We start from the raw sequence: 19,536 nt of genomic DNA, 5'->3' as shown, positions 1-19,536 counted from the left end.
CCTTTCTTACAAAACGAAGTTCTCATCGGAGCTCATCACGTCATCGAACTCCTGTTGTGTACGGAATTGCGGCTTATATCCCAACGCTTTCTGAATCAACGCATTGCCGCTCAGGTATCCGTTGACGTCATTTTCCATGATGGCCTTATCCATAGCCTCGAATCCGGCATTGAAGGCTTCGGCCTTGTCCGCCAGATAAGTATCCACAGCATCGTTGAATTCAATCCGATACCGGCGTATCAGTTCAACAGCCTCGGCGCATTCGCGTTCCACAAGAATGCGTTCCTCCTTGGCCATCTCGTATTCATTCAATGCCGTGGATAGTTCCTCATACACTGCGATGGCGGCGGTATAACCAATGGTGCTGCCCACCATACCCGCAGCGACGGCAGCCAAACCGGTGACTCCAACAGCGGAAGCGGAAGACATGACAGCAGCCGTGCCCATCAGAGCGCCAAGCTGGCCAAGCCCCTGCTGCCCCATCTGTTCAACACACTGTGCGCCGGTGATTTCTCCCCGGCAATATCGCGCAATCGCCTTGGAGACATCCACAGTGGTGGAAACCAACGTGGCAGCCACATTCGTACGGGACAGACCACGCACGTATTCGCTTGACGCATTCTGCATGGCGCCCTTGATGGCGGTGCCCGAAAACGCGGTGACGTAACTGAACGCCGCGGCCATGCCTGCATCCATACCAACGTTTTTGGCTGCTTCCGCCGGCTCGATAGTGCCATTGATACAGCCGACAAGATCACGGACCAATGAAACACCGCCGCCGATCAGTGCACCGGTCTTGGCCTGTTGCACTCCGGCCTTATGAGCCAGCTTGGCCACATCCTTGGCAACGACGAGTTTAGGATGCGCAACGGCGTTTTCCGCTTCATGCTTGGTCAGCCCGCTTTTTCGAAGACTCTTCTTGATGGTCCGTAGTTTATCAATCTCCTGCTGGACTTTTTCAGAAGATTCCTTCGAGAGCTGCCCCTCTTCAAGTTTCTGCTGCATGCTTCGTATCTGCGCATCGATGCCATCAGGCCCATTCCCCATCAGCACGTCATAATAATCATCTGGAATCTCCATGCCGACACCGGCATCGCGATACTTTGCGTAATCCTTGCTTTTCAGCGCCGCAAGAAGATCTTTAGGGCTGCTCCCCACGAATTTCATTTGCGCTTGGGAGCTAGGCAGGATGTTACCGTTGACGTCAACCTCGACAATGTCGACGATCTGATCGTTAGCCGTGCCCTTCACTGCATCATAGCGTTTGAAACGTCCTGATTCCCCGGCAACAACGCGCTTCGCATTCCTACGAGCAGACGATTCAACTTCCGCGCTGAAACCGGCCATCTGCTTCACGCCTTGTTTGTCGGCCAACGCCGCATTAGCCTTCAGGCTGTTATGCGGAACTGTCAGGGTGACGTCAGCTTCATGATCCACCCCGGAATACGCCACCAAATGCTCTTTGGCCGCAGCCCCAAACCGTTGAATGGTTTCCGCCGCGGCTCCTTGCAAAGCGGCTTGCACAGTGTGCCGACCCTTATCTTCCTGCTGGCGTTCCCGCTCATGCCGCTCGTCATGCTCACGATTCATGCGCTTATCGTCGTCGGCCATCATGCGCTCCTGTCCGGCCAGCATCGCCAATCACTAGGCGACGCCGGCGCAATCCATAATCGTTCTGACTGCAATACTATGGCACGATGCGAAACACGGTAAAATTTTACCGACACGGACGAAAACAAGCCGTTTTCACACCAAACCGAGCGTCTTGAAGGCGTTGGCGATGCCGTCGTCGTGGATGTCGGTGGTCTGGATGGTGCAGAATCTCTCGATGCCGTGGATGGCGTTGCCCATGGCCACGGACATGCCGGCGGCCTTGAGCATGGCTGTGTCGTTGTCGGAGTCGCCAACGGCGATCGTGTCTGCGATGTCGTACCCCAGCGCCGCGGCCACGTCGCGCACGGCGGTGCCCTTGTCGTAGCCGGCGATGAGCAGCTCGCCGTTGTTCGGCGAGATCTTGTCGTACGAGCCGTGCACGAGCTCGAACCACGGGGCGAGGTCCCGCTTGGTCTCCTCGAACGTCACATCCGGGTCCGGGCCGGTGAAGTACGAGCCTTTGCTCGCGCGAATCGTATGCCCGAGCGTGGAGCCGGCCGGCACAGCCACCTCATCGATGAGATGCCAGAACCGCGCGAACTCGCCGCGGTTGAACGCCTTGCCCTTCGACTCCAGATGACGACGGTATCCTTCGGAGATGTACATGCCGTCGGCACCCTGCCACTGGTAGTTCTCGATGTGATGCACACGGAAATACTCCATCGCGGCGTCCATCGCCTCGGGCGGCACAAGATGCTGGAATAGCAGCCGGTCCCCCACATTCGCCTGCGCGCCGGCCACGGAGACCACGCCGTCGAAGCCGAGGTCGAGGATGCTGCGTTCGATCTTCGGCATGGACCGCCCGGTGCAGATGAACAGCTTATGCCCGTTGCGCTGCGCTTCGGCGCACGCCTCACGCGCCGAAGCGGGCACCGCATGGTTTTCATCCGCCAGCGTGCCGTCGATGTCAAGAAAAACCAGTTTGCTTGCGGTCATTGTCATCCCCCTCACACCGCGTAGGCGGACCAGCGGCCGTGGCTGTGCTCGACTTCTATCGGCATGCCGAACAGGTCCGAAAGGCGCTCGTCGGTCAAGCCGTCCTCGAGCGCGCCGGAATAGACGATGGTGCCGGCGGAGGGATTGCCCATCGCGTCGATGCCGTCGGCGGTGGCGTCCTCGGCGGAGACCGGCTTGCGACCCATGATGGCGATGTGGTCGAATCCGGCCGGAATCTCCTCGAGCCGATGGGTCACGAGCACCACCGCGCGGTCGGAACTCTCCTCGCCGATGCGGCTCAGGGTGCGCATCACCTGCTCGCGGCCACCGAGGTCGAGTCCGGTGGTCGGTTCGTCCATGATGAGCAGTTCCGGATCACCCATCAGCGCGCGGGCGATGAGCACGCGGGTGCGTTCGCCCTCGGACAGCCTCCACATCTGCTTGCCTTCGAGGTAGCCGACTCGGAAGTCGTGCAGCAGTTGGCGGGCGCGCGCGTACTCCTCGTCCGTGTACGTGTCCCGCCAGCGACCGGTCACGGCGGACAGCCCGGTGACCACGGCGTCCAGCGGGTCCTCGAACTCCGGGAACTGGCGGCCGAGGTCGGCGGAGGCGAGACCGATGCGCGTGCGCAGCTTGAACACGTCGAATTTGCCGAGCTGATGGCCGAGGATGAACACGCGGCCTTCGGACGGGAACGTGCGGGTGGCAAGCATGCCCACGGCCGTGGATTTGCCGATGCCGTTCGGCCCGAACAGCACCCACCGCTCCCCCGCACGGATGGTGAGGTTCACGTCGGTGATGATGACACGGCGGTTGCGACGGAATTCGACGTTCTCCAGTTTGAGGACTTCGGCTGAGCTCACGGTGATGCCTTTGCAGTGTGATGGTTGTTTTCGATAGTGGACAATCATAATTCGTATGCCATGGTTACGCATGGCATAGTTCGCATGCAAAAGGGAGAGACCATGTGACGATTGGTCTTTTGGTCTCTCCCTTCATCACGCTTCGCGCGGCACCTCCCTCCTCAGAGGGAGGCAGGCTGGTCGTCACGGATGTCTACATCCGACGGCCGGCTCATCCCCTCGTCAGAGGGAGGCGAGTACGGGCGTTGCTAAGCCTCCTTCAGCAAGGGGAGGCGCGGGTGTGCGGAAACTACTTGCGCTCGTCGAGCACGGACTGGTAGACCTTAACGGTCTCGTCGCCGATGGACTCCCAGCTGAACACGTCGCGGGCGCGCTCGTAGCCGGCCTTGCCCATCTTCTCGCGCAGCTCCGGGTCGGCCATGATCTTGTTGATCGCGTCGGCCATGTCGTGCACGAACTTGTCCGGGTCGGTGGGGGTACCGGTGCCGTCGTGCAGCTGGTCGATCGGCACCAGGAAGCCGGTCTCGCCGTCCACGACGACCTCGGGGATGCCGCCGGTGGCGGAGGCGACCACGGGCAGGCCGCAGGCCATGGCCTCAAGGTTCACGATGCCGAGCGGCTCGTAGATGGACGGGCAGATGAAGGCGTCGCAGCCGTGCTCCAGGGCGCTCAGCTCCTTCTTGGGCAGCATCTCCTCGATCCAGATGATGTTGCCGCGCTCCTTGTCGAGCTCGGCGAAGGAGGTCTTGACCTCCTCCATGATCTCCGGGGTGTCGGGCGCGCCGGCGCACAGCACCACCTGCACGTCCTTGTTGACGAAATGCAGCGCCTTGAGCAGGTACGGCAGGCCCTTCTGACGGGTGATGCGGCCCACGAACAACAGCGTCGGCTTGCTGCGGTCGATATGGTAGCGGTCGAACACGCCCCACGCCGGATCGTCCTCGGCGGGGGTGGCGAACTCGGACATGGTGATGCCGTTGTACACCACGACCACCTTGTCCGGGTCGAGGTTCGGGTAGGCGGCGAGAATGTCCTTGCGCATGCCGCCGGAGACGGCGATCACGCGGTCGGCGTGCTCGTAGGCGTCCTTCTCGGCCCAGGAGCTCAGGTTGTAGCCGCCGCCGAGCTGCTCACGCTTCCACGGGCGGAACGGTTCGAGCGAGTGCGCGGTGATGACCAGCGGCGTGCCGTGCAGCATCTTGGCCAGATAGCCGGCCAGGCAGGCATACCATGTGTGGGCGTGGATGATGTCGGCGTCCACGTCGTTGGCGATTTGCAGGTCTACGCCGAAGGTCTTGAGCGCGGGGTTCGCGTCGGACAGCTCGGCGGGAGTGCCGTACCCGACCACCTTGAGGCTGCCCTTGGCTTCGGCCGCGTTGGGGATCGCGGGCACGTCGACCTCGGTGCGCGGGCCGTCGAACGCACGCACGGTCACATCGATGCGCTCGGCCAGCACCTTGGACAGCTCTTCGGCGTGGACGCCGGCGCCGCCATAGACGTGCGGCGGGTACTCGCGGGTCAACAGATCAACTTTCATCAGATGGCTCTCCTTCGTGCATCAGGGAATCAAGCAATTCCCACTTTAAGCCACTATGCCTTGCAAAATGCGCAGATGTTCAGGCATGTCGAGACGCATCGAAGCGAGTCCGGGAGCACGTCAGGGAGCAATGGCACCAGGCAATCATCGGGCAGCAGCCCCGGATTCTTCCGGACTCCTTGAGACTCTTTCGCCCGGGCTCTGGACTGCCCCTCCGCACCCGGTCTAGACTGGGGTACCATGTGCACCAACGCTCGACGATGAGGGCTCGACGATGAGGGGAAAGATGACCGAACAACACCCAGAACACCACTCCGGACCGCAGCCATGGCAGCCGCCGCAATCGCACTATCCGCAGCAGCCGCAACACTCCGGTCAACCCGGCCAGCCACATTCGTCCGAACAGTACGGCCAGCGCGACCAATCCTGCCAACAAACCCCGGGAGCACAGTGCGGCCCGTACAATCCGTATCCCCGCTCCGGACCTTACGGCCAGCCGAACGCGCCATCATACGCACAGGCATACGCGCAACCGCCCGCTCAGCCAAACCAGCCAAACCAATACCCGCAATACCCCGCCCCGACCTATCCCGGCGCGCCCCGGCAATCCGCAAACGCATACTCCCAGCCCCAGCAAACCCACCCGAATCCGCAGAATCCCCGGCCTCAGCCGTCACCCGACGTCCGGCAAGCGAATCCCTACACCCCGCGCCCGGCAAACCCCGCGGCCCCCATCGGCGCATCGGCTCCGGCACCGGCCTCATCACCGTATTATTACGCGCGTCCGGCCAGAAAGCGCGGACTCGGCGGCGGAGGCATCGCCGCGATCATCATCACGGTGATTCTGATTCCGGTGCTGCTCTTCGCCGCGGTGACGGCGGGCTTCGTCGCGGTGGCGAACAAGGCCGTCGACGACGCGGCCCGGCAATCCCAGCAATCCCAAAGCCAAACCACCCCGCAGGATACGAAACCCACGGTCAAATACATCTCCATGAAGGAACGCCCCTCGTATCAGGAGACCTTGGATTATGTCAACGGCAAGTACACCCAATACAGCAACGAGGCACTCGACGATCTCCAGGCATTCATGGACAAATACCGCATCCCCATCACGGATGATGGCGGCAAGTACGTGACCGACTTCATCGCGGTATTGGGCAAATACACCTCGGAGATCAAGCTGATGGGCGACACCATCGGCATCAACGCCGAGGAGATGGATGACCTCATCACCTCGTACCGGACCGATACCGATACGGTGGAGGGGCACTTCCTCAAAGGCGAGCCGCTCGCCGTCACGGTGACCCTGACCGGCCGCGACGGCGAGACCTACACGGTGGATGGGCAGAATTCCGTCGAACTCAAGCCCCTGTGGGCCGACTTGGAGGCCAAGATCGCCGCCGCAAGCAACTCCATGGGTTCCACCTACGCCGAAAGCGCCCAGAAGATCGTGGAGCTTGCGGGCATGCAGGTGAACTGGGACTTCAACGCCGGCAATCAATACTGCACGAAATCCTCCTCCACGAACCCGGATATGAAGGCGCTCGAGGACAAGGAGACCTTCGCGTATTACTGCCCGGTGACGCCCAATGTGATCTATGCGAATCCGAACGCCAGCGGCTGGGACACCGATTACGCGCCCGCCGCCGCCATACGGCACGAGCTCGCGCACCACGCAATCCACATGTACTGCGGCACCAGCCATCCGCCAATCGCGGTGCAGGACGGCATCGACCGGACCGAAGGCGTCACCAACAGCTACGCGATCAAGTACCTCGGAGCGGATCGCGCGTGGACCGAGGAAAGCGCCCGTCAGGCCGCGGAGGCCCAGCATGCGCAATATCTCATGAACGAGTACACCGACAAGGCCGCCGAGGCGATTCACCGCGGCGAGTGCGAGGCCGTGATGTAGCTGCGGGCGTATGTGCGTGTGTGCGTGTGTGCGTGTGTGCGTGGATATGGTCGCGTACACGCGCATCGCGCATTTGCAAACGCGCACATACCCGTCCGCACATGCCGTCCGTACAAGCCGCAAAGCCAAAGAAAAAACGGTCTTCCGGGGCGCAAACCCCGAAAGACCGCAATACGATTACGCCCGAAGACGACGAACAGCAAGGACTCAGACGGCGGTGCCGTTCTGGTCGAGGTTCGGGTTGTGCTTGGAATCGCCGGCGGTGAAGAACAGGCTCACCACACCCACGATGAACACGCCGGAGACGGTGGCGATGAGCCACATCGGGTGGCTCGGCAGCCACATGACCACGAAGAACGCGATGATGGCCAGCGAGATCAGTGTCCAGCTGCCCACGCGGAACCACTGGCGCACGGAATGGGGCGCCTTGAACATCTTCGGGTTCGTGTAGTCCGGGTTGGTGTTGAGCACGGTCTCGGGCTCCGACTCGACGACGGCGCTGGGCTTCCACGGGCCGAGCGACTCGCCGTCCTGCAGCCTGCGGGAACGCTCCTGCAGCTGGTATTCGTCAATCATGCCGCCACGGCCGCGACCGCGGGTGGAATCATACTGCGATGGCACTCCCCTACGGTTGGCCTTGGCCTGGGCACGACGTTCTGCGCGATTTGGCATCTTACTACTCCTGTTTCAGCGATGACACTGTTGGCTATATTACTCGCTTGACGGCTCGATGGCTCGCCTGACGACTCACTTGTCCGCAACCGTCGATTCAGCTGTCGGGGCAACCGTCGATGCAGCTGTCGTAGCCACGCCCGAAGCCACGCCCGCATCGAACCCCGAGAACCGGTAGCCCTGCGTATGGAAGTCACAGGTGACCGCGGAACCGTCGGCGAACACCGACCGCTGCACCAGCGGGTCGCCGTCGACGAATTCGTGGCGCACGAGCTCGAGCATGCCGACGCGCTCGTGGAATCCGGCGACCACATGGCAGCGTTCGATCTCGTTCTCCGTGCGGGCGCGCTGTTCCGCGTCCATGTCGCCGTCCACGCCGATGTACGCGGCGTCGCGGATCAGGTAGGGGGCGCCGCCGTTGAGCAGGGCGTAGAGCATGTAGTCGTCGCCATCCACGACGCGGTCCATCATCCACGGCTCGATAACGCAGTCGTGGTAGACGAGGTTGTACAGCGGCACCGGCACGCCGTGGCGCGGCGCGCTGGGCGAGCGCATCTGGAAGTCGTACGGCGCGTAATGGCAGAACACGAGGCTCGGCACGGCCCAGTCGGACACCTCCTCGGACGAGGACAGGATGCCGTGCGAGAGCAGGTATTCGAAGCATTCGGCGCGACGCTCATAACATTCGCGACGCGTCATGCGATGCTCGGGGTTCGAGCATTCGTCGCCCTCGTTGCAGGTGAACACGTCCAGATACGCGCAGTCGAGCCGGATGCCATGCGCGGCGATCTCGGCGAAGTTGCGGCGCACGTAGTCCGGGGCGAGCTCGGCGCACAGGTAGGTCTGGTGGCCGCCCGCCCAGCGCGCGTGCTCGGGCATCGTGCCGTCTGCCAGACGAATCGCGTTGTTCGGGTCGAACGTCTTCGCGGTGAAGTAGTAGTCGCGGTACTGGTCGTGGGTGCCGAAGATGTCGCCCTGCTCGTGGCAGGTGTCCACGAGCGCCTTCATGCCATCCCAGCCGCCGGCCTCCTCGCACGCGGGCAGGTAGTCGGGGTGCTCGTTGTCGTATCCCGGCTGGGCCCAGCCATCCAAGTGCATGTACAGCCGGCCGGCGCCCATGTCGTGCAACGTGCGCATCTGCTTGATGCGCTGGGCGAAGGTGACGAGCGAGCCGTTGTTCTCGGGATGGTCCTTGTCGTAGTAGTACGAGTCGGGCTGCACCTTGGTCTTGATGCCGACGTGCACCCACGAGCGGCCGATGAGGTCGCGCACGGAGGGGTTGCGCGCCGCCTTTTCGGCGAGCGTGCGCAGTCGGCCGCGCTCGTTGACGTACGCGCGGTACTCCTTGCACACGGCCGTGTGATCGGCGTGGTCGAGGAGGCGGAAGCGCACGACGCGACGGTAGTCCATCGTCCCGAGGCTGGGCTCGAACCATGTGCCGACGTGCGTGTACGGGCCGCCGGCGGGATGGTCGATGCCGTATCCGGCGTTCCACGGGGTCTCGCAGATGGCGATATAGCCGTGGCCGTCCTCGCGCAGCTGGGCGAACCAGGGCATGTAGCCGCCGGCCGTCTCGAAGCGGCCGTCGAAGGTGATGTCTTTGGTGGCCACGGCGGTGGGCCAGGTGTTGGGGATCATCACGCCCTGTTCGTGGGTGATGAGCGTGACGTCCTTGTCGTTCGCGCGGTCGAAGGTCAGGGCCGCCGGCCAGACGACCTTGGTGACATCAAGGCCGCTTTCGTTGAGCGGTATCCATTCGAAGAGCACGTCGCCGGACGCGCGTTCGATCCACACGTAGGTCTCGAATGCGTACGCGCCATGGCCGAAGCCGGTGAAGACGCTGCGTACGCCCACACCGGTGCCGGTCTCGCGCGCCTCGTGGCTGATGGCCGTGGCCTGGCCGAACGCGAACGTGCCCTGCGCGCTTTCCAGCCGTGGTCCGTCCTCGGTGACGGTGGCCCATTCGGCGCCATCGCGCCGGACCGTGAACTGCAGTGTTCGCTCGTCGAAGCGTACGGTGGTGCCGGACGCGGTGAATTCCATGATGTGCTGTGCTCCTGTTTTCCTGTGATTGTTGCGGTTGGCTTGTGCCTGGTTTGCGATTGGTTTGCGTTTGGCTTGGGAATCGATCGATTGTTATGTTCCGGTGATGTCCCAGTGATGTCCCGGTGATGTCCCGGTGATGCTCCGGTTATCCCGTGACGACTGTACCCGATAATCCGGGCGGGCGGGACGTCCGACGATTCCGGAACCTGCGCACAAGACGCCCGTCTGCCGAATCGGGGCAGGCGGGCGTCGTGGGACATTGATAGGGCGTCAGCTAGGCATTACAGCGACGCCGGCAGGCGGCCGGAAGACATTCACGGCCGCCCGCCAATCGGTCACTTCTTGGTCAGTTCGGTGAACACCGGGCCGCCGCCGTAGTCGAACTCGACGCCGGAGACGTTCGGGGTGCTGACCGCGGTGGCGTTCTGGTTCCACAGCGGGATGGCCGGCAGATCCTGCATGAGGACCTCCTCGCCCTGCTGGTAGTACTTGTCCGCTTCCTCGGTGGACGGCGCGGAGAGGGCCTTGTCCATCAGGGCGTCGAACTCGTCGCTCTTGTAGTTGCCGCTGTTCGCGCCCTTGCCGCCGGTGGAGCTGGAGTCGTACAGCTGGATGAGGTAGTTGTCGGCGGAAGGGTAGTCCGGACCCCAACCACTGCGGTAGGCGGTGGTCATCTTGCCGGAATCCACGTTGGACAGGAACTCGTCGGAGGTGGACATCGGGGCGCCCTCGGCGTTGATGCCGAGCGAGTTCTTGATGTAGTTGCAGACCGCTTCCACCCAGCCCTTGGCGTTGCCGTCGGCGTTGTAGGCGATCTTGAAGTCGCCGCTCCACGGGGAGATGGCGTCGGCCTTGGCCCACAGCTCCTTGGCCTTGTCGGGGTTGTACTTGAGCACGTCGTTGCCCTTGAGGTTCTCGGAGTACGCGCTGATCGGCGCGGCGAGGAAGTCGACGGACGGCGTGGAGGTGCCGTTGAAGATCTTCTCGGCGATGGTCTTGCGGTCGATGGCCATGGAGATGGCCTGACGGCGCAGGTTGCCCTCCTCGTTCTGGCCGAAGTGGTCAAGCCATTCGGGGATGGTGAAGGTGAGCGTGTTGCCGCCAGGCTGGTTGTAGGCCTTGATGGTCTTGTCGGACTGGAAGGACTTGAGCGCGGTGGAGGGGATCGCGTGCGTGAAGTCGAGGTTGCCGCCGCGCAGGTCGGCGTAGGCGGAATCCGGCGAGGTGTAGATCTTGAAGGTCAGGCCGTCGTTCTTGGCCACGCGGTTGCCCTTGTAGTCGGGGTTCTTCACCATCTCGATGCTGCGGTTGTGCGTCCACGAGACGAACTTGTACGGACCGTTGCCCACCGGGTTCTCGCCGAACTTCTTCGGGTCCTTGAACGCGGACTCGGGCAGCGGCATGTAGGCGTGGCTGCCGGACTTGACCGGGAAGGCCGAATCGGGCTGGCTCAGGCGCACGTCGATGGTGCTGTCGTCCACGGCCTTGAGGCCGGAGAGCGTGGCCTTGGGGTCCACGTCCGGCTTCTGGAGGTCGTCGTAGCCCTCGATGGTGCTGAAGAAGCTGGCGCTGCCCTGCTTGTTGGCGCTGTTGGCGGTGTAGTTCCAGGCGTCCACGAACGAGTGCGCGGTCACCGGCGTGCCGTCGGTGAACTTCCAGCCGCTCTTGATCTTGATGACGTAGTGCGTGGCGTTGTCGCTGGAGGTGATGCTTTCGGCCACCTCGTTGTGGATGCCGCCCTTGGCGTCATAGGTGACCAGACCCGCGAACAGCTGGTCTACGACCTTGCCGCCGCCCGCCTCGGTGACCGCGCCCGGGAACAGCGGGTGCGCCGGCTCGCTGCCGTACACGGAAATGATGTTGTTGTCCGCAGAGCTGCCGGAGTTCGACGTGTTGCCGGTCGATCCGCAGCCGCTGAGCAGCATGACAATTGCCGCACCGGCCGCTACCAGTGCCGTGACATGACGTTTCTTCATGAACCTCTCCATCTGATGTTTGCCGCCCGTTGGCGACAGGGAAACACTGTAGGAGGGTTTTGTTAACTTTATATGCACAATTCCCGAAATATAAACACCGATATACACACCGGTCATCTAGATGGTGAGGCGGCCTGTTCGATAGACAGCAATGCGGGAATTCCGGCGTGATTGACCTTGATTAGCCTTGATTGGCCTTGATTTGAGATGTCATTACTCCATCTTCAACGTCACCAAATATATGCCGGCTCCTTATTGGCCACAATCGCATTGATCATCTCTTCTGCGGAAGCGGTCTTCAGCCCTCCGTAATCGGCATCCTGCACCTTGTAGTAGGGGTCGATGAAATAGTATTGCGCAATGGACCCGTCCGGCACCGCATCATATCCGACAATGACAACCGCATGGCTGGCATGGCCGATTTCCGGATACAGTACGTGAATGTCGAGTGTGACGATGGGCGGATACCCGGCAGACAGACCTTCCTTCACCCGAGAGGCGAACGTGCTGGCTATCGCCGGATCCGTATCTCCTCGGTCAATGGCCTGCACATGGTATCCGTCGCCACTCGGATTGGAATCTTCGACACCGAATAGATAGGCGTTGGCCACACGAGCCAAATCCACATCCACCGTGCCAACATCCGATCTGGCATTCATCCGTTCAGCCAACGTGGCCTGACTCACATCGATCCCGTGATAGGCCAATATCATCTGCAACGCCGCCGGCATACACCAGTAGCTTCTCTCCTGCACACGCTGCGGTATCTCAAGCATCACACGGTTGGTTTGCGTCTCGGTTTGCTTCGTCTTATCCGTGCATTCCCGCATCGATCGGGCTTTCTCGCCGGCCGCATTGCAGAACCATCCGTCGCCGGGATAGGAATCGTCGACGCCCTCGTTCAGCCCGGCCAGCACGGCGGGGTCGACCAGTCCGTCCTTGCCGGTGTCCGCATTCGTGTCTGGTGAGGCTGAGGGGCCATCATCAGGTGTGATTGCGCCGGACACGCTGGAGTTGCCCCCGGAGGAGACGGCCTGATTCGCGGCATGATCCCCATGGTTCAGGCCGTATTGCCGGACCAACGCATAGCCGCCGAACACCACAAGAGCCACCGCCATAACCGTGATGCACACAATCAGCCAACGCCGTCGTTCCCGCCCCATCGCACACCGCCTTCCGATGATTCCATCATATCGGAGCAGCGCCGTCGCCGTGCCAGCCGGCAATGTCCCGGTTCCGGCGCATCCGACAGACGTGCGGTACGATACGCGAAATCAAGTGTTTTTCGCATATCGTACCGAGCCATCACCAAGATATGATGTAGCTCGTATATCAAGAATGGCTTATTCCCGCGGTTTTCATCATCGTCGCGTTGGTACGATGTCTGTTGCAAACGATTGCTTCGGCTGTTGTACCGCAATGTTGCGGTACAACACTTCAAAAACCGTCAAATCAGTGTATCGTACCGCATCGCCCCGGCTCCCATATTGACGGCGACCGTTAGCGCTGGAAATGTATAAAGGCCACTCCACGCCTGATGTATACAAATCAGGTCCTTCGGCGGTCCGCATTCGGCGGAAAAGCGGAGAAAACGACGAAGGCTCCCCATGATGGGGAGCCTTCGCAAAGTTGGCCTAAAACTACGATCGTGCCCTCAGGCCGTGCCTGCGCCGAATGCCGTCAGCGGGGCAGCATCATCGGGCGGTCGCTGGCCTTGATCGGGGCGGGCAGCTCGCTGGTCTTCTCGCTGGACAGGTACTCGTCCACGGCGGCGGCGCAGGAGCGGCCCTCCGCGATGGCCCAGACCACGAGGCTCTGGCCGCGGCCGGCGTCGCCGCACACGAACACGCCGTCCTGCGAGGTGGCGAAGTTGTCGTTGCGGGCGATGTTGCCGCGCTTGTCGAGTTCGACGGGCAACTGGTCGAGCAGCGTGGTGGTGTCCGGGTGCAGGAAGCCCACGGAGATGAGCACGAGGTCGGCGGGCAGCACGCGCTCGGTGCCGGGCTGGCGGGTGAACGGGCCGTTCTCGCCGGGGGCCACGGAGACCACCTTGAGGCCGGTCACATGGCCGTGCTCGTCCGCCACAAAGCCTTCGGCGGTGGTGGAGTTCTCGATCTTCACCTTGGCCTGCTCCTCCTCGGAACCGATGAAGTTCACGGAGTCGGTGCTGTACAGGTAGGTGCCGCCCTCGGCCATGGACGTGGTCTTCTGGTAGGTACGGGCGAAGGTCGGCCACGGCTGGTTGGCCGGACGGGTCTCCGGTTCCTTCGGCATGATCTGCAGCACGGTCACGTCCTTGGCGCCCTGGCGAATCGAGGTGCCGAGGCAGTCGGAACCGGTGTCGCCACCGCCGATGACGATGACGTGCTTGTCCTTGGCGGTGATGTCGTTGACGGGCTTGACGCCGAAGACGCGGCGCGTGGCGTCCGGCAGGAAGTCGAGGGCGAAGTGGATGCCGTCGAGCTCGCGGCCGGGGATCTTCATGTCGCGCGGCACGCGGGAGCCGATGGCCACCACGACGGCGTCGTAGCGGTCGCGCAGGTCGTCCCAGGAGATGTCCTTGCCGATCTCCACGTTGGTGCGGAAGCGCGTGCCTTCGGCCTCCATCTGCTCCACACGGCGGTCGAGCAGCCCCTTCTCGAGCTTGAAGTTCGGGATGCCGTAGCGCATGAGGCCGCCGATGGCATCGTCCTTCTCGTAGACGACCACGGTGTGGCCGGCGCGGGTGAGCTGCTGGGCGGCGGCGAGGCCGGCAGGGCCGGAGCCCACCACGGCCACGGTCTGGTCGGTCAGGCGCTGCGGCGGCAGGGGCTTGACGTAATCCAGATCCCATGCCTGATCGATGATCGTGCACTCGTCGTTCTTGATCATCGTCGGCGGCTGGTGGATGCCAAGTACGCAAGCCTGCTCGCACAGGGCCGGGCAGATGCGGCCGGTCACTTCGGGGAAGTTGTTGGTCTGGGACAGACGGTTGTAGGCGTCCTCCCACTTGCCCTGACGCACCAGATCGTTGAACTCTGGGATGATGTTGCCCAGCGGGCAGCCGGTCATGCAGAACGGGGTGCCGCAGTCCATGCAGCGTGCGGCCTGTTCGCGGGTCCACGGCTGCAGACCGGATTCGGCGTGGACGTCGAACCAGTCCTTGATGCGCTCCTCGATGGGTCGTTCGGCCAGCTCGCGGCGCGTACGGACCTTCAGGAATCCTCTCGGGTCGCCCATGTCAGCGCACTCCTTCCATGACGTGCTCGTAGACCTGATCCCAGGCTCCGGGCGAATTGAAATCGATGTCGTTGGCCTTGGCCTCTTCCATGGCGCGGGTCATGGCCAGATACTGCTTCGGCACCACATGCGTGAAGCGCTTGACGGTCTCGTTCCAGTCCTCGAGCAGGGCCGAGGCGAACTGGGAGCCGGTCTCCTCCGCGTGGCGCTTGACGAGGTCGTACACCAGCTTGGAGGTTTCGGCGTCCAGGGACTTGAAGAGCAGCGCGCCGGACTTGATGGCGCCCGGATTGACCTTCTTCATGTCGAGGTCGAGCACGTAGGTGTTGCCGCCGGAGAAGCCGGCGCCGAAGTTGCGGCCGGTGGGGCCGAGCACCACCACGGTGCCGCCGGTCATGTACTCGCAGCCGTGGTCGCCCACGCCCTCGACGACGAACGTGGCGCCGGAGTTGCGCACGGCGAATCGCTCGCCTGCGCGCCCGGCCACGAACATCTCACCGGAGGTGGCGCCGAAGCCGGTCACGTTGCCGGCGATGACGTTCTCGTGACGATCGAAGGTGACGTTGGTCTCCGGACGCACGATCATGCGGCCGCCGGACAGGCCCTTGCCGGCGTAGTCGTTGACTTCGCCGTAGATGCGCAGGGTCTCGCCGCGCGGGATGAACGCGCCGATGGACTGGCCGCCGGAGCCGTGCAGGGTCATGTCGATGGTGTCGTCGGGCAGGCCCGGCTCGCCGTAGCGGCGGGTGATCTCGTAGCCGACCATCGTGCCGACCGTGCGGTTGACGTTGCGGATCGGCATTTCGATGCGCACGGGCTCCTTGCGCTCGAGCGCCGGCTCGGCGAGCTTGATGAGCTCGTTGTCGAGCGACTTCTCGAGCTCGTGGTTCTGCTCGATGGTCTGGTGCAGGATCGTGCCCGGCACCGGGCCGGCCTGCTTGAGCACGTTCGACAGGTCGATGCCGTTGGACTTCCAGCGCTTGATGGCCTCGTTCTGGTCCAGGCACTCGACGTGGCCGACGGCCTCCTCGAGCGTCCTGAAGCCGAGCTGGGCGAGGATCTCGCGCACCTCCTCGGCGATGAACATGAAGAAGTTGACCACGCTTTCGGGCTTGCCGCGGAAGCGGGCGCGAAGCTCCGGGTCCTGCGTGGCGATGCCCTGCGGACAGGTGTTCTTCTGGCAGGCGCGCATCATGACGCAGCCCTCGACGATCAGCGCGGCGGTGGCGAAGCCGAACTCCTCGGCGCCCAGCAGGGCGGCGATGACCACGTCGCGGCCGGTCTTGAGCTCGCCGTCGCACTGAACGACGATGCGGGAGCGCAGGCCGTTCAGGATCAGCGTCTGCTGGGTTTCGGACAGGCCGATCTCCCACGGCGTGCCGGCGTGGCGGATGGCGTTGAGCGGGGCCGCGCCCGTACCGCCGTCGTAACCGGAGATGAGCACCACGTCGGCATGGCACTTGGCCACGCCGGCCGCGATGGTGCCGACGCCGAACTCGGAGACGAGCTTGACGTGGATGCGGGCCTTCGGGTTGGCGAGCTTCGCATCGTAGATCAACTGCTTCAGATCCTCGATGGAGTAGATGTCGTGGTGCGGCGGCGGGGAGATGAGCTCCACGCCCGGGGTGGCGTGGCGCACCGTGGCGATCCACGGCGGCACCTTGGCGCCCGGCAGGTGGCCGCCTTCGCCGGGCTTGGCGCCCTGGGCGAGCTTGATCTGCAAATCGGTGGCGTGCACGAGGTAGTCGGAGGTGACGCCGAAGCGCGCGGATGCGATCTGCTTGATGCGGCTGTATCGCTGCGGGTCCTCGATGCGGTCGTCGGACTCGCCACCCTCGCCGGAGTTGGAGCGCGCGCCGATCGAGTTCATCGCGATGGCGAGCGTCTCATGGGCCTCCTGGCTGATGGAGCCGTAGCTCATGGCGCCGGTGGAGAAGCGCTTGACGATCTCGCTGGCCGGCTCGACCTCGGAGATGTCGATGGGCTTGCGGGTCTCGTTGAACTTCATCAGGCCACGCAGGGTCATGATGCGGTTCGACGTGTCGTTGATGTGGTGCGAGTACTTCTTGAACATCTGGTAGTCGCCGCGCTGGGTCGACTGCTGAAGCAGGAAGATGGCCTCCGGGTCGTTCAGGTGGTCCTCGCCGGTGCGACGCCACTTGTACAGGCCGCCGGTGCGCAGGTTGCGGTGCGGGGCGGCAGTCCACTGGTTCGGGTAGGCCACGCGGTGGCGGATGGCCACCTCCTCGGCGAGCTCGTCGAGGCCCACGCCGCCCACGCGGGAGGTGGTGCCGGTGAAGTACTCGTCCACGACCTCCTGGTTGAGGCCGACGGCCTCGAACAGCTGAGCGCCGCGGTAGCTCATGATGGTGGAGACGCCCATCTTGGACATGATCTTGAGCACGCCGATGGACAGGGCCTTGGTGAGGTTCTTCACGGCGGTGTCCGCATCCACCTTGAGGTAGCCGGTACGCGCCAGGTTCTCCACGGATTCGAACGCCAGGTACGGGTTCACGCAGGCGGCGCCGTAGGCGATGAGCAGGGCCACATGATGCACCTCACGCACGTCTCCGGCCTCGACGGCCATGGAAATCTGCGTGCGGGTGTGGCGGCGCAGCAGGTGGTGCTGCACAGCGGAGGTGAGCAGCAGCGACGGGATCGGGCCCCATGTGTGGTTGGATTCACGGTCGGAGAGCACAATGAAGTTCTTGCCGTCCTCGATGGCCTGGTCGATCTCGGTAAAAATCTCGTCCAGACGCTCCTTCAGGGCCTTGCCGCCGCCAGCCACCTGATACAGGCCCTTGACCACGTACGGGCGGTAGTAGCCGCCGAGCACGCGGGCCTTGTCGAGGCGCTTCAGCTGGGCCATCTCGTCGGAGTTGACCACGGGCAGCGGGATGAGGATCTTCTTGGCGTGCAGCTCGGAATCGGCCAGCAGGTTCGGCTCGGGGCCGATGGCGGATTCGAGGGAGGTGACGATCTCCTCGCGTTCCCAGTCGAGCGGCGGGTTGGTCACTTGCGCGAACTTCTGGTGGAAGTAGTCGAAAAGCATGCGGCTGCGGTTCGACAGGGCCGGCAACGGGGTGTCGTTGCCCATGGAGCCCAGCGGCTCCTTGCCGGTGTTGGCCATCGGGGTGAGCAGTAGCTTCAGGTCCTCCTCGGTGTAGCCGAAGGCGCGCTGACGGCGCTGGACGGACTGGCCGGAGTGGTTCACATGCTCGCGCTTGGGCAGGTCGGAAAGCTCCACTGAGTTGCCCTCGACCCACTTGCGGTACGGGTGCTGGGCGGCGAGGTTCTTCTTGATCTCCTCGTCCGGGATGATGCGGCCCTCGGCGGTGTCCACGAGGAACATCTTGCCCGGCTCGAGGCGGCCGTTGGCCACCACATGCTCCGGGGCGTTCTCGGGGATGACGCCGGCCTCGGACGCCAGCACAAGGTAGCCGTCGTCGGTGAGCTGCCAGCGGCCGGGGCGGAAGCCGTTGCGGTCGAGCAGGGCGCCCACCTGGGTGCCGTCGGTGAAGACGATGTCGGCCGGGCCGTCCCACGGCTCGATGAGCGTGTTGTTGTACTCGTAGAAGGCACGCACGTCCGGGTCGAGGCTCGGGTCCTTCTCCCACGCCGGCGGCAGCATCATGCAGATGGCGTGCGGCAGGGAGCGGCCGGCGAGATGCAGCAGCTCGAGGCATTCGTCGAAGGTGCCGGAATCGGAGTAGCCGGGCGTGGTGATCGGCAGCAGCGGCTTGAACTCGCCAAGCAGTTCGGAGCTCAGACGGCCCTCGCGGGCGGACAGCCAGTTGCGGTTACCCTGAATGGTGTTGATCTCGCCGTTGTGGGCCAGCAGGCGGAACGGCTGGGCCAGCGGCCAGCTCGGGAACGTGTTGGTGGAGAAGCGGGAGTGGACGATGGCGATGACGGCCTTCATGCGCTCGTCGTTCAGGTCCGGGAAGAACTTGGTGAGCTGCATGGTGGTGAGCATGCCCTTGTACGTGATGGTACGGGCCGAGAGGGAGGCGAAGTACACGCCCACCTCATGCTCCACGCGCTTGCGGATGCGGAAGGTCTTGCGGTCGAGGTCGATGCCGGCGAGGGAACCATCCGGGGAGGCGACCACAAGGGTCTTGAAGCCCGGCATGGCGGCGAGCGCCTGCAGTCCGAGGCCGTCCGGGTTGGTGGGCACCACGCGCCAGGCGAGCACTTCGAGACCCCCCTCGCGCACGATCCTGGCGATGGCCTGCTCCTGCTGGCCGGAGGTCTCGATGTCGCGGTCGAGGAACGCGATGCCGGCGGCGTAATGGCCCTCCTCGGGCAGGTCGGAGGGGACGGTGGCACGCATGAACTCGTCCGGCATGCTCATCAGGATGCCGGCGCCGTCGCCCGTGTTCTCCTCAGCACCCACGGCACCGCGGTGATCCAGGTTGACCAGCACCTCGATGGCGTCGGTGACGATCTTGCGTTCCGGACGCTTGTTCAAGGTGGTGACCATACCCACACCACAGGCGTCATGCTCGTTGGAGGGGTCGTACATGCCGTCCGGAGCATGGACCGTGAGATCAAGCGGGGCTTTGAATGTCACCGAAATCACCTCAATTGCTTATGGGCGCGCTCACAAACGTGCCACTTCCTAAGTTGCTGTTGACAGAGTAGCGTTGCGGTATGTCGATTGCGTTTCGCTGTCCATATACCGAATTGCAGAAAAAGTCAAGGCTTGATTTTAGCCGATTT

The 19,536-nt window shown here is 63.3% G+C and carries 10 protein-coding genes and 1 pseudogene; 1 reads left to right on the top strand and 10 read right to left on the bottom strand.

Annotation, left to right across the window (positions count from 1 at the left end):
- Positions 1-6: 6 nt before the first annotated feature.
- The 4 genes from BG22_RS00900 to glgA form a co-directional block, all read right to left on the bottom strand.
- Positions 7-1,614, bottom strand: coding sequence for a hypothetical protein (locus tag BG22_RS00900; RefSeq protein WP_258186143.1), 1,608 nt, complete (start codon positions 1,612-1,614; stop codon positions 7-9).
- A gap of 132 nt (positions 1,615-1,746) precedes the next feature.
- Complete coding sequence (locus BG22_RS00895) at positions 1,747-2,589, bottom strand: HAD family hydrolase (protein WP_375137675.1); 843 nt, start codon at positions 2,587-2,589, stop codon at positions 1,747-1,749.
- An 11-nt stretch (positions 2,590-2,600) separates the two neighbouring features.
- A complete protein-coding gene (locus tag BG22_RS00890) occupies positions 2,601-3,452 on the bottom strand; it encodes an ABC transporter ATP-binding protein (protein ID WP_140492274.1) in 852 nt (283 codons plus the stop codon).
- Positions 3,453-3,741: 289 nt separating this feature from the next.
- Positions 3,742-4,989: a glycogen synthase gene (glgA, locus tag BG22_RS00885; protein WP_140492272.1), complete on the bottom strand. Its 1,248-nt coding sequence runs from the start codon at positions 4,987-4,989 to the stop codon at positions 3,742-3,744.
- Positions 4,990-5,827: 838 nt separating this feature from the next.
- On the opposite strand from glgA, the gene BG22_RS00880 reads away from it, so the two are divergent.
- Positions 5,828-6,901: a hypothetical protein gene (locus BG22_RS00880; protein WP_140492270.1), complete on the top strand. Its 1,074-nt coding sequence runs from the start codon at positions 5,828-5,830 to the stop codon at positions 6,899-6,901.
- A 207-nt stretch (positions 6,902-7,108) separates the two neighbouring features.
- Here BG22_RS00880 and BG22_RS00875 read toward each other — a convergent pair whose 3' ends face one another.
- The 6 genes and pseudogenes from BG22_RS00875 to gltB all read right to left on the bottom strand — a co-directional run bounded on the left by BG22_RS00875 (position 7,109) and on the right by gltB (position 19,387).
- The gene (locus BG22_RS00875) at positions 7,109-7,573 is read right to left on the bottom strand and encodes a hypothetical protein (protein ID WP_094668494.1); all 465 of its coding nucleotides are present in this window, start codon (positions 7,571-7,573) and stop codon (positions 7,109-7,111) included.
- A gap of 165 nt (positions 7,574-7,738) precedes the next feature.
- Positions 7,739-9,616 (bottom strand): annotated as a pseudogene (locus tag BG22_RS00870) (DUF5696 domain-containing protein); the annotation flags it as partial.
- A 338-nt stretch (positions 9,617-9,954) separates the two neighbouring features.
- Positions 9,955-11,595, bottom strand: coding sequence for an ABC transporter substrate-binding protein (locus tag BG22_RS00865; protein WP_140492266.1), 1,641 nt, complete (start codon positions 11,593-11,595; stop codon positions 9,955-9,957).
- 230 nt (positions 11,596-11,825) lie between these two features.
- Positions 11,826-12,698: a C39 family peptidase gene (locus tag BG22_RS00860; RefSeq protein ID WP_181163320.1), complete on the bottom strand. Its 873-nt coding sequence runs from the start codon at positions 12,696-12,698 to the stop codon at positions 11,826-11,828.
- 577 nt (positions 12,699-13,275) lie between these two features.
- Positions 13,276-14,814: a glutamate synthase subunit beta gene (locus tag BG22_RS00855; protein WP_140492260.1), complete on the bottom strand. Its 1,539-nt coding sequence runs from the start codon at positions 14,812-14,814 to the stop codon at positions 13,276-13,278.
- A gap of 1 nt (position 14,815) precedes the next feature.
- Positions 14,816-19,387: a glutamate synthase large subunit gene (gene gltB / locus BG22_RS00850; RefSeq protein WP_140492257.1), complete on the bottom strand. Its 4,572-nt coding sequence runs from the start codon at positions 19,385-19,387 to the stop codon at positions 14,816-14,818.
- Positions 19,388-19,536: the final 149 nt, after the last annotated feature.

The organism is Bifidobacterium sp. UTBIF-78, assembly GCF_006408945.1.
Taxonomy (GTDB): domain Bacteria; phylum Actinomycetota; class Actinomycetes; order Actinomycetales; family Bifidobacteriaceae; genus Bifidobacterium; species Bifidobacterium myosotis.
Note: the sequence above shows the minus strand (reverse complement) of the source record. Positions and strands in the feature narration are given on the sequence as shown.

Coding starts and splice junctions, on each gene's coding strand:
- BG22_RS00900 (WP_258186143.1), bottom strand. CDS start 1,614: ATGATGGCCGACGACGATAAGCGCATGAATCGTGAGCATGACGAGCGG.
- BG22_RS00895 (WP_375137675.1), bottom strand. CDS start 2,589: ATGACCGCAAGCAAACTGGTTTTTCTTGACATCGACGGCACGCTGGCG.
- glgA (WP_140492272.1), bottom strand. CDS start 4,989: ATGAAAGTTGATCTGTTGACCCGCGAGTACCCGCCGCACGTCTATGGC.
- BG22_RS00875 (WP_094668494.1), bottom strand. CDS start 7,573: ATGCCAAATCGCGCAGAACGTCGTGCCCAGGCCAAGGCCAACCGTAGG.
- BG22_RS00865 (WP_140492266.1), bottom strand. CDS start 11,595: ATGAAGAAACGTCATGTCACGGCACTGGTAGCGGCCGGTGCGGCAATT.
- BG22_RS00855 (WP_140492260.1), bottom strand. CDS start 14,814: ATGGGCGACCCGAGAGGATTCCTGAAGGTCCGTACGCGCCGCGAGCTG.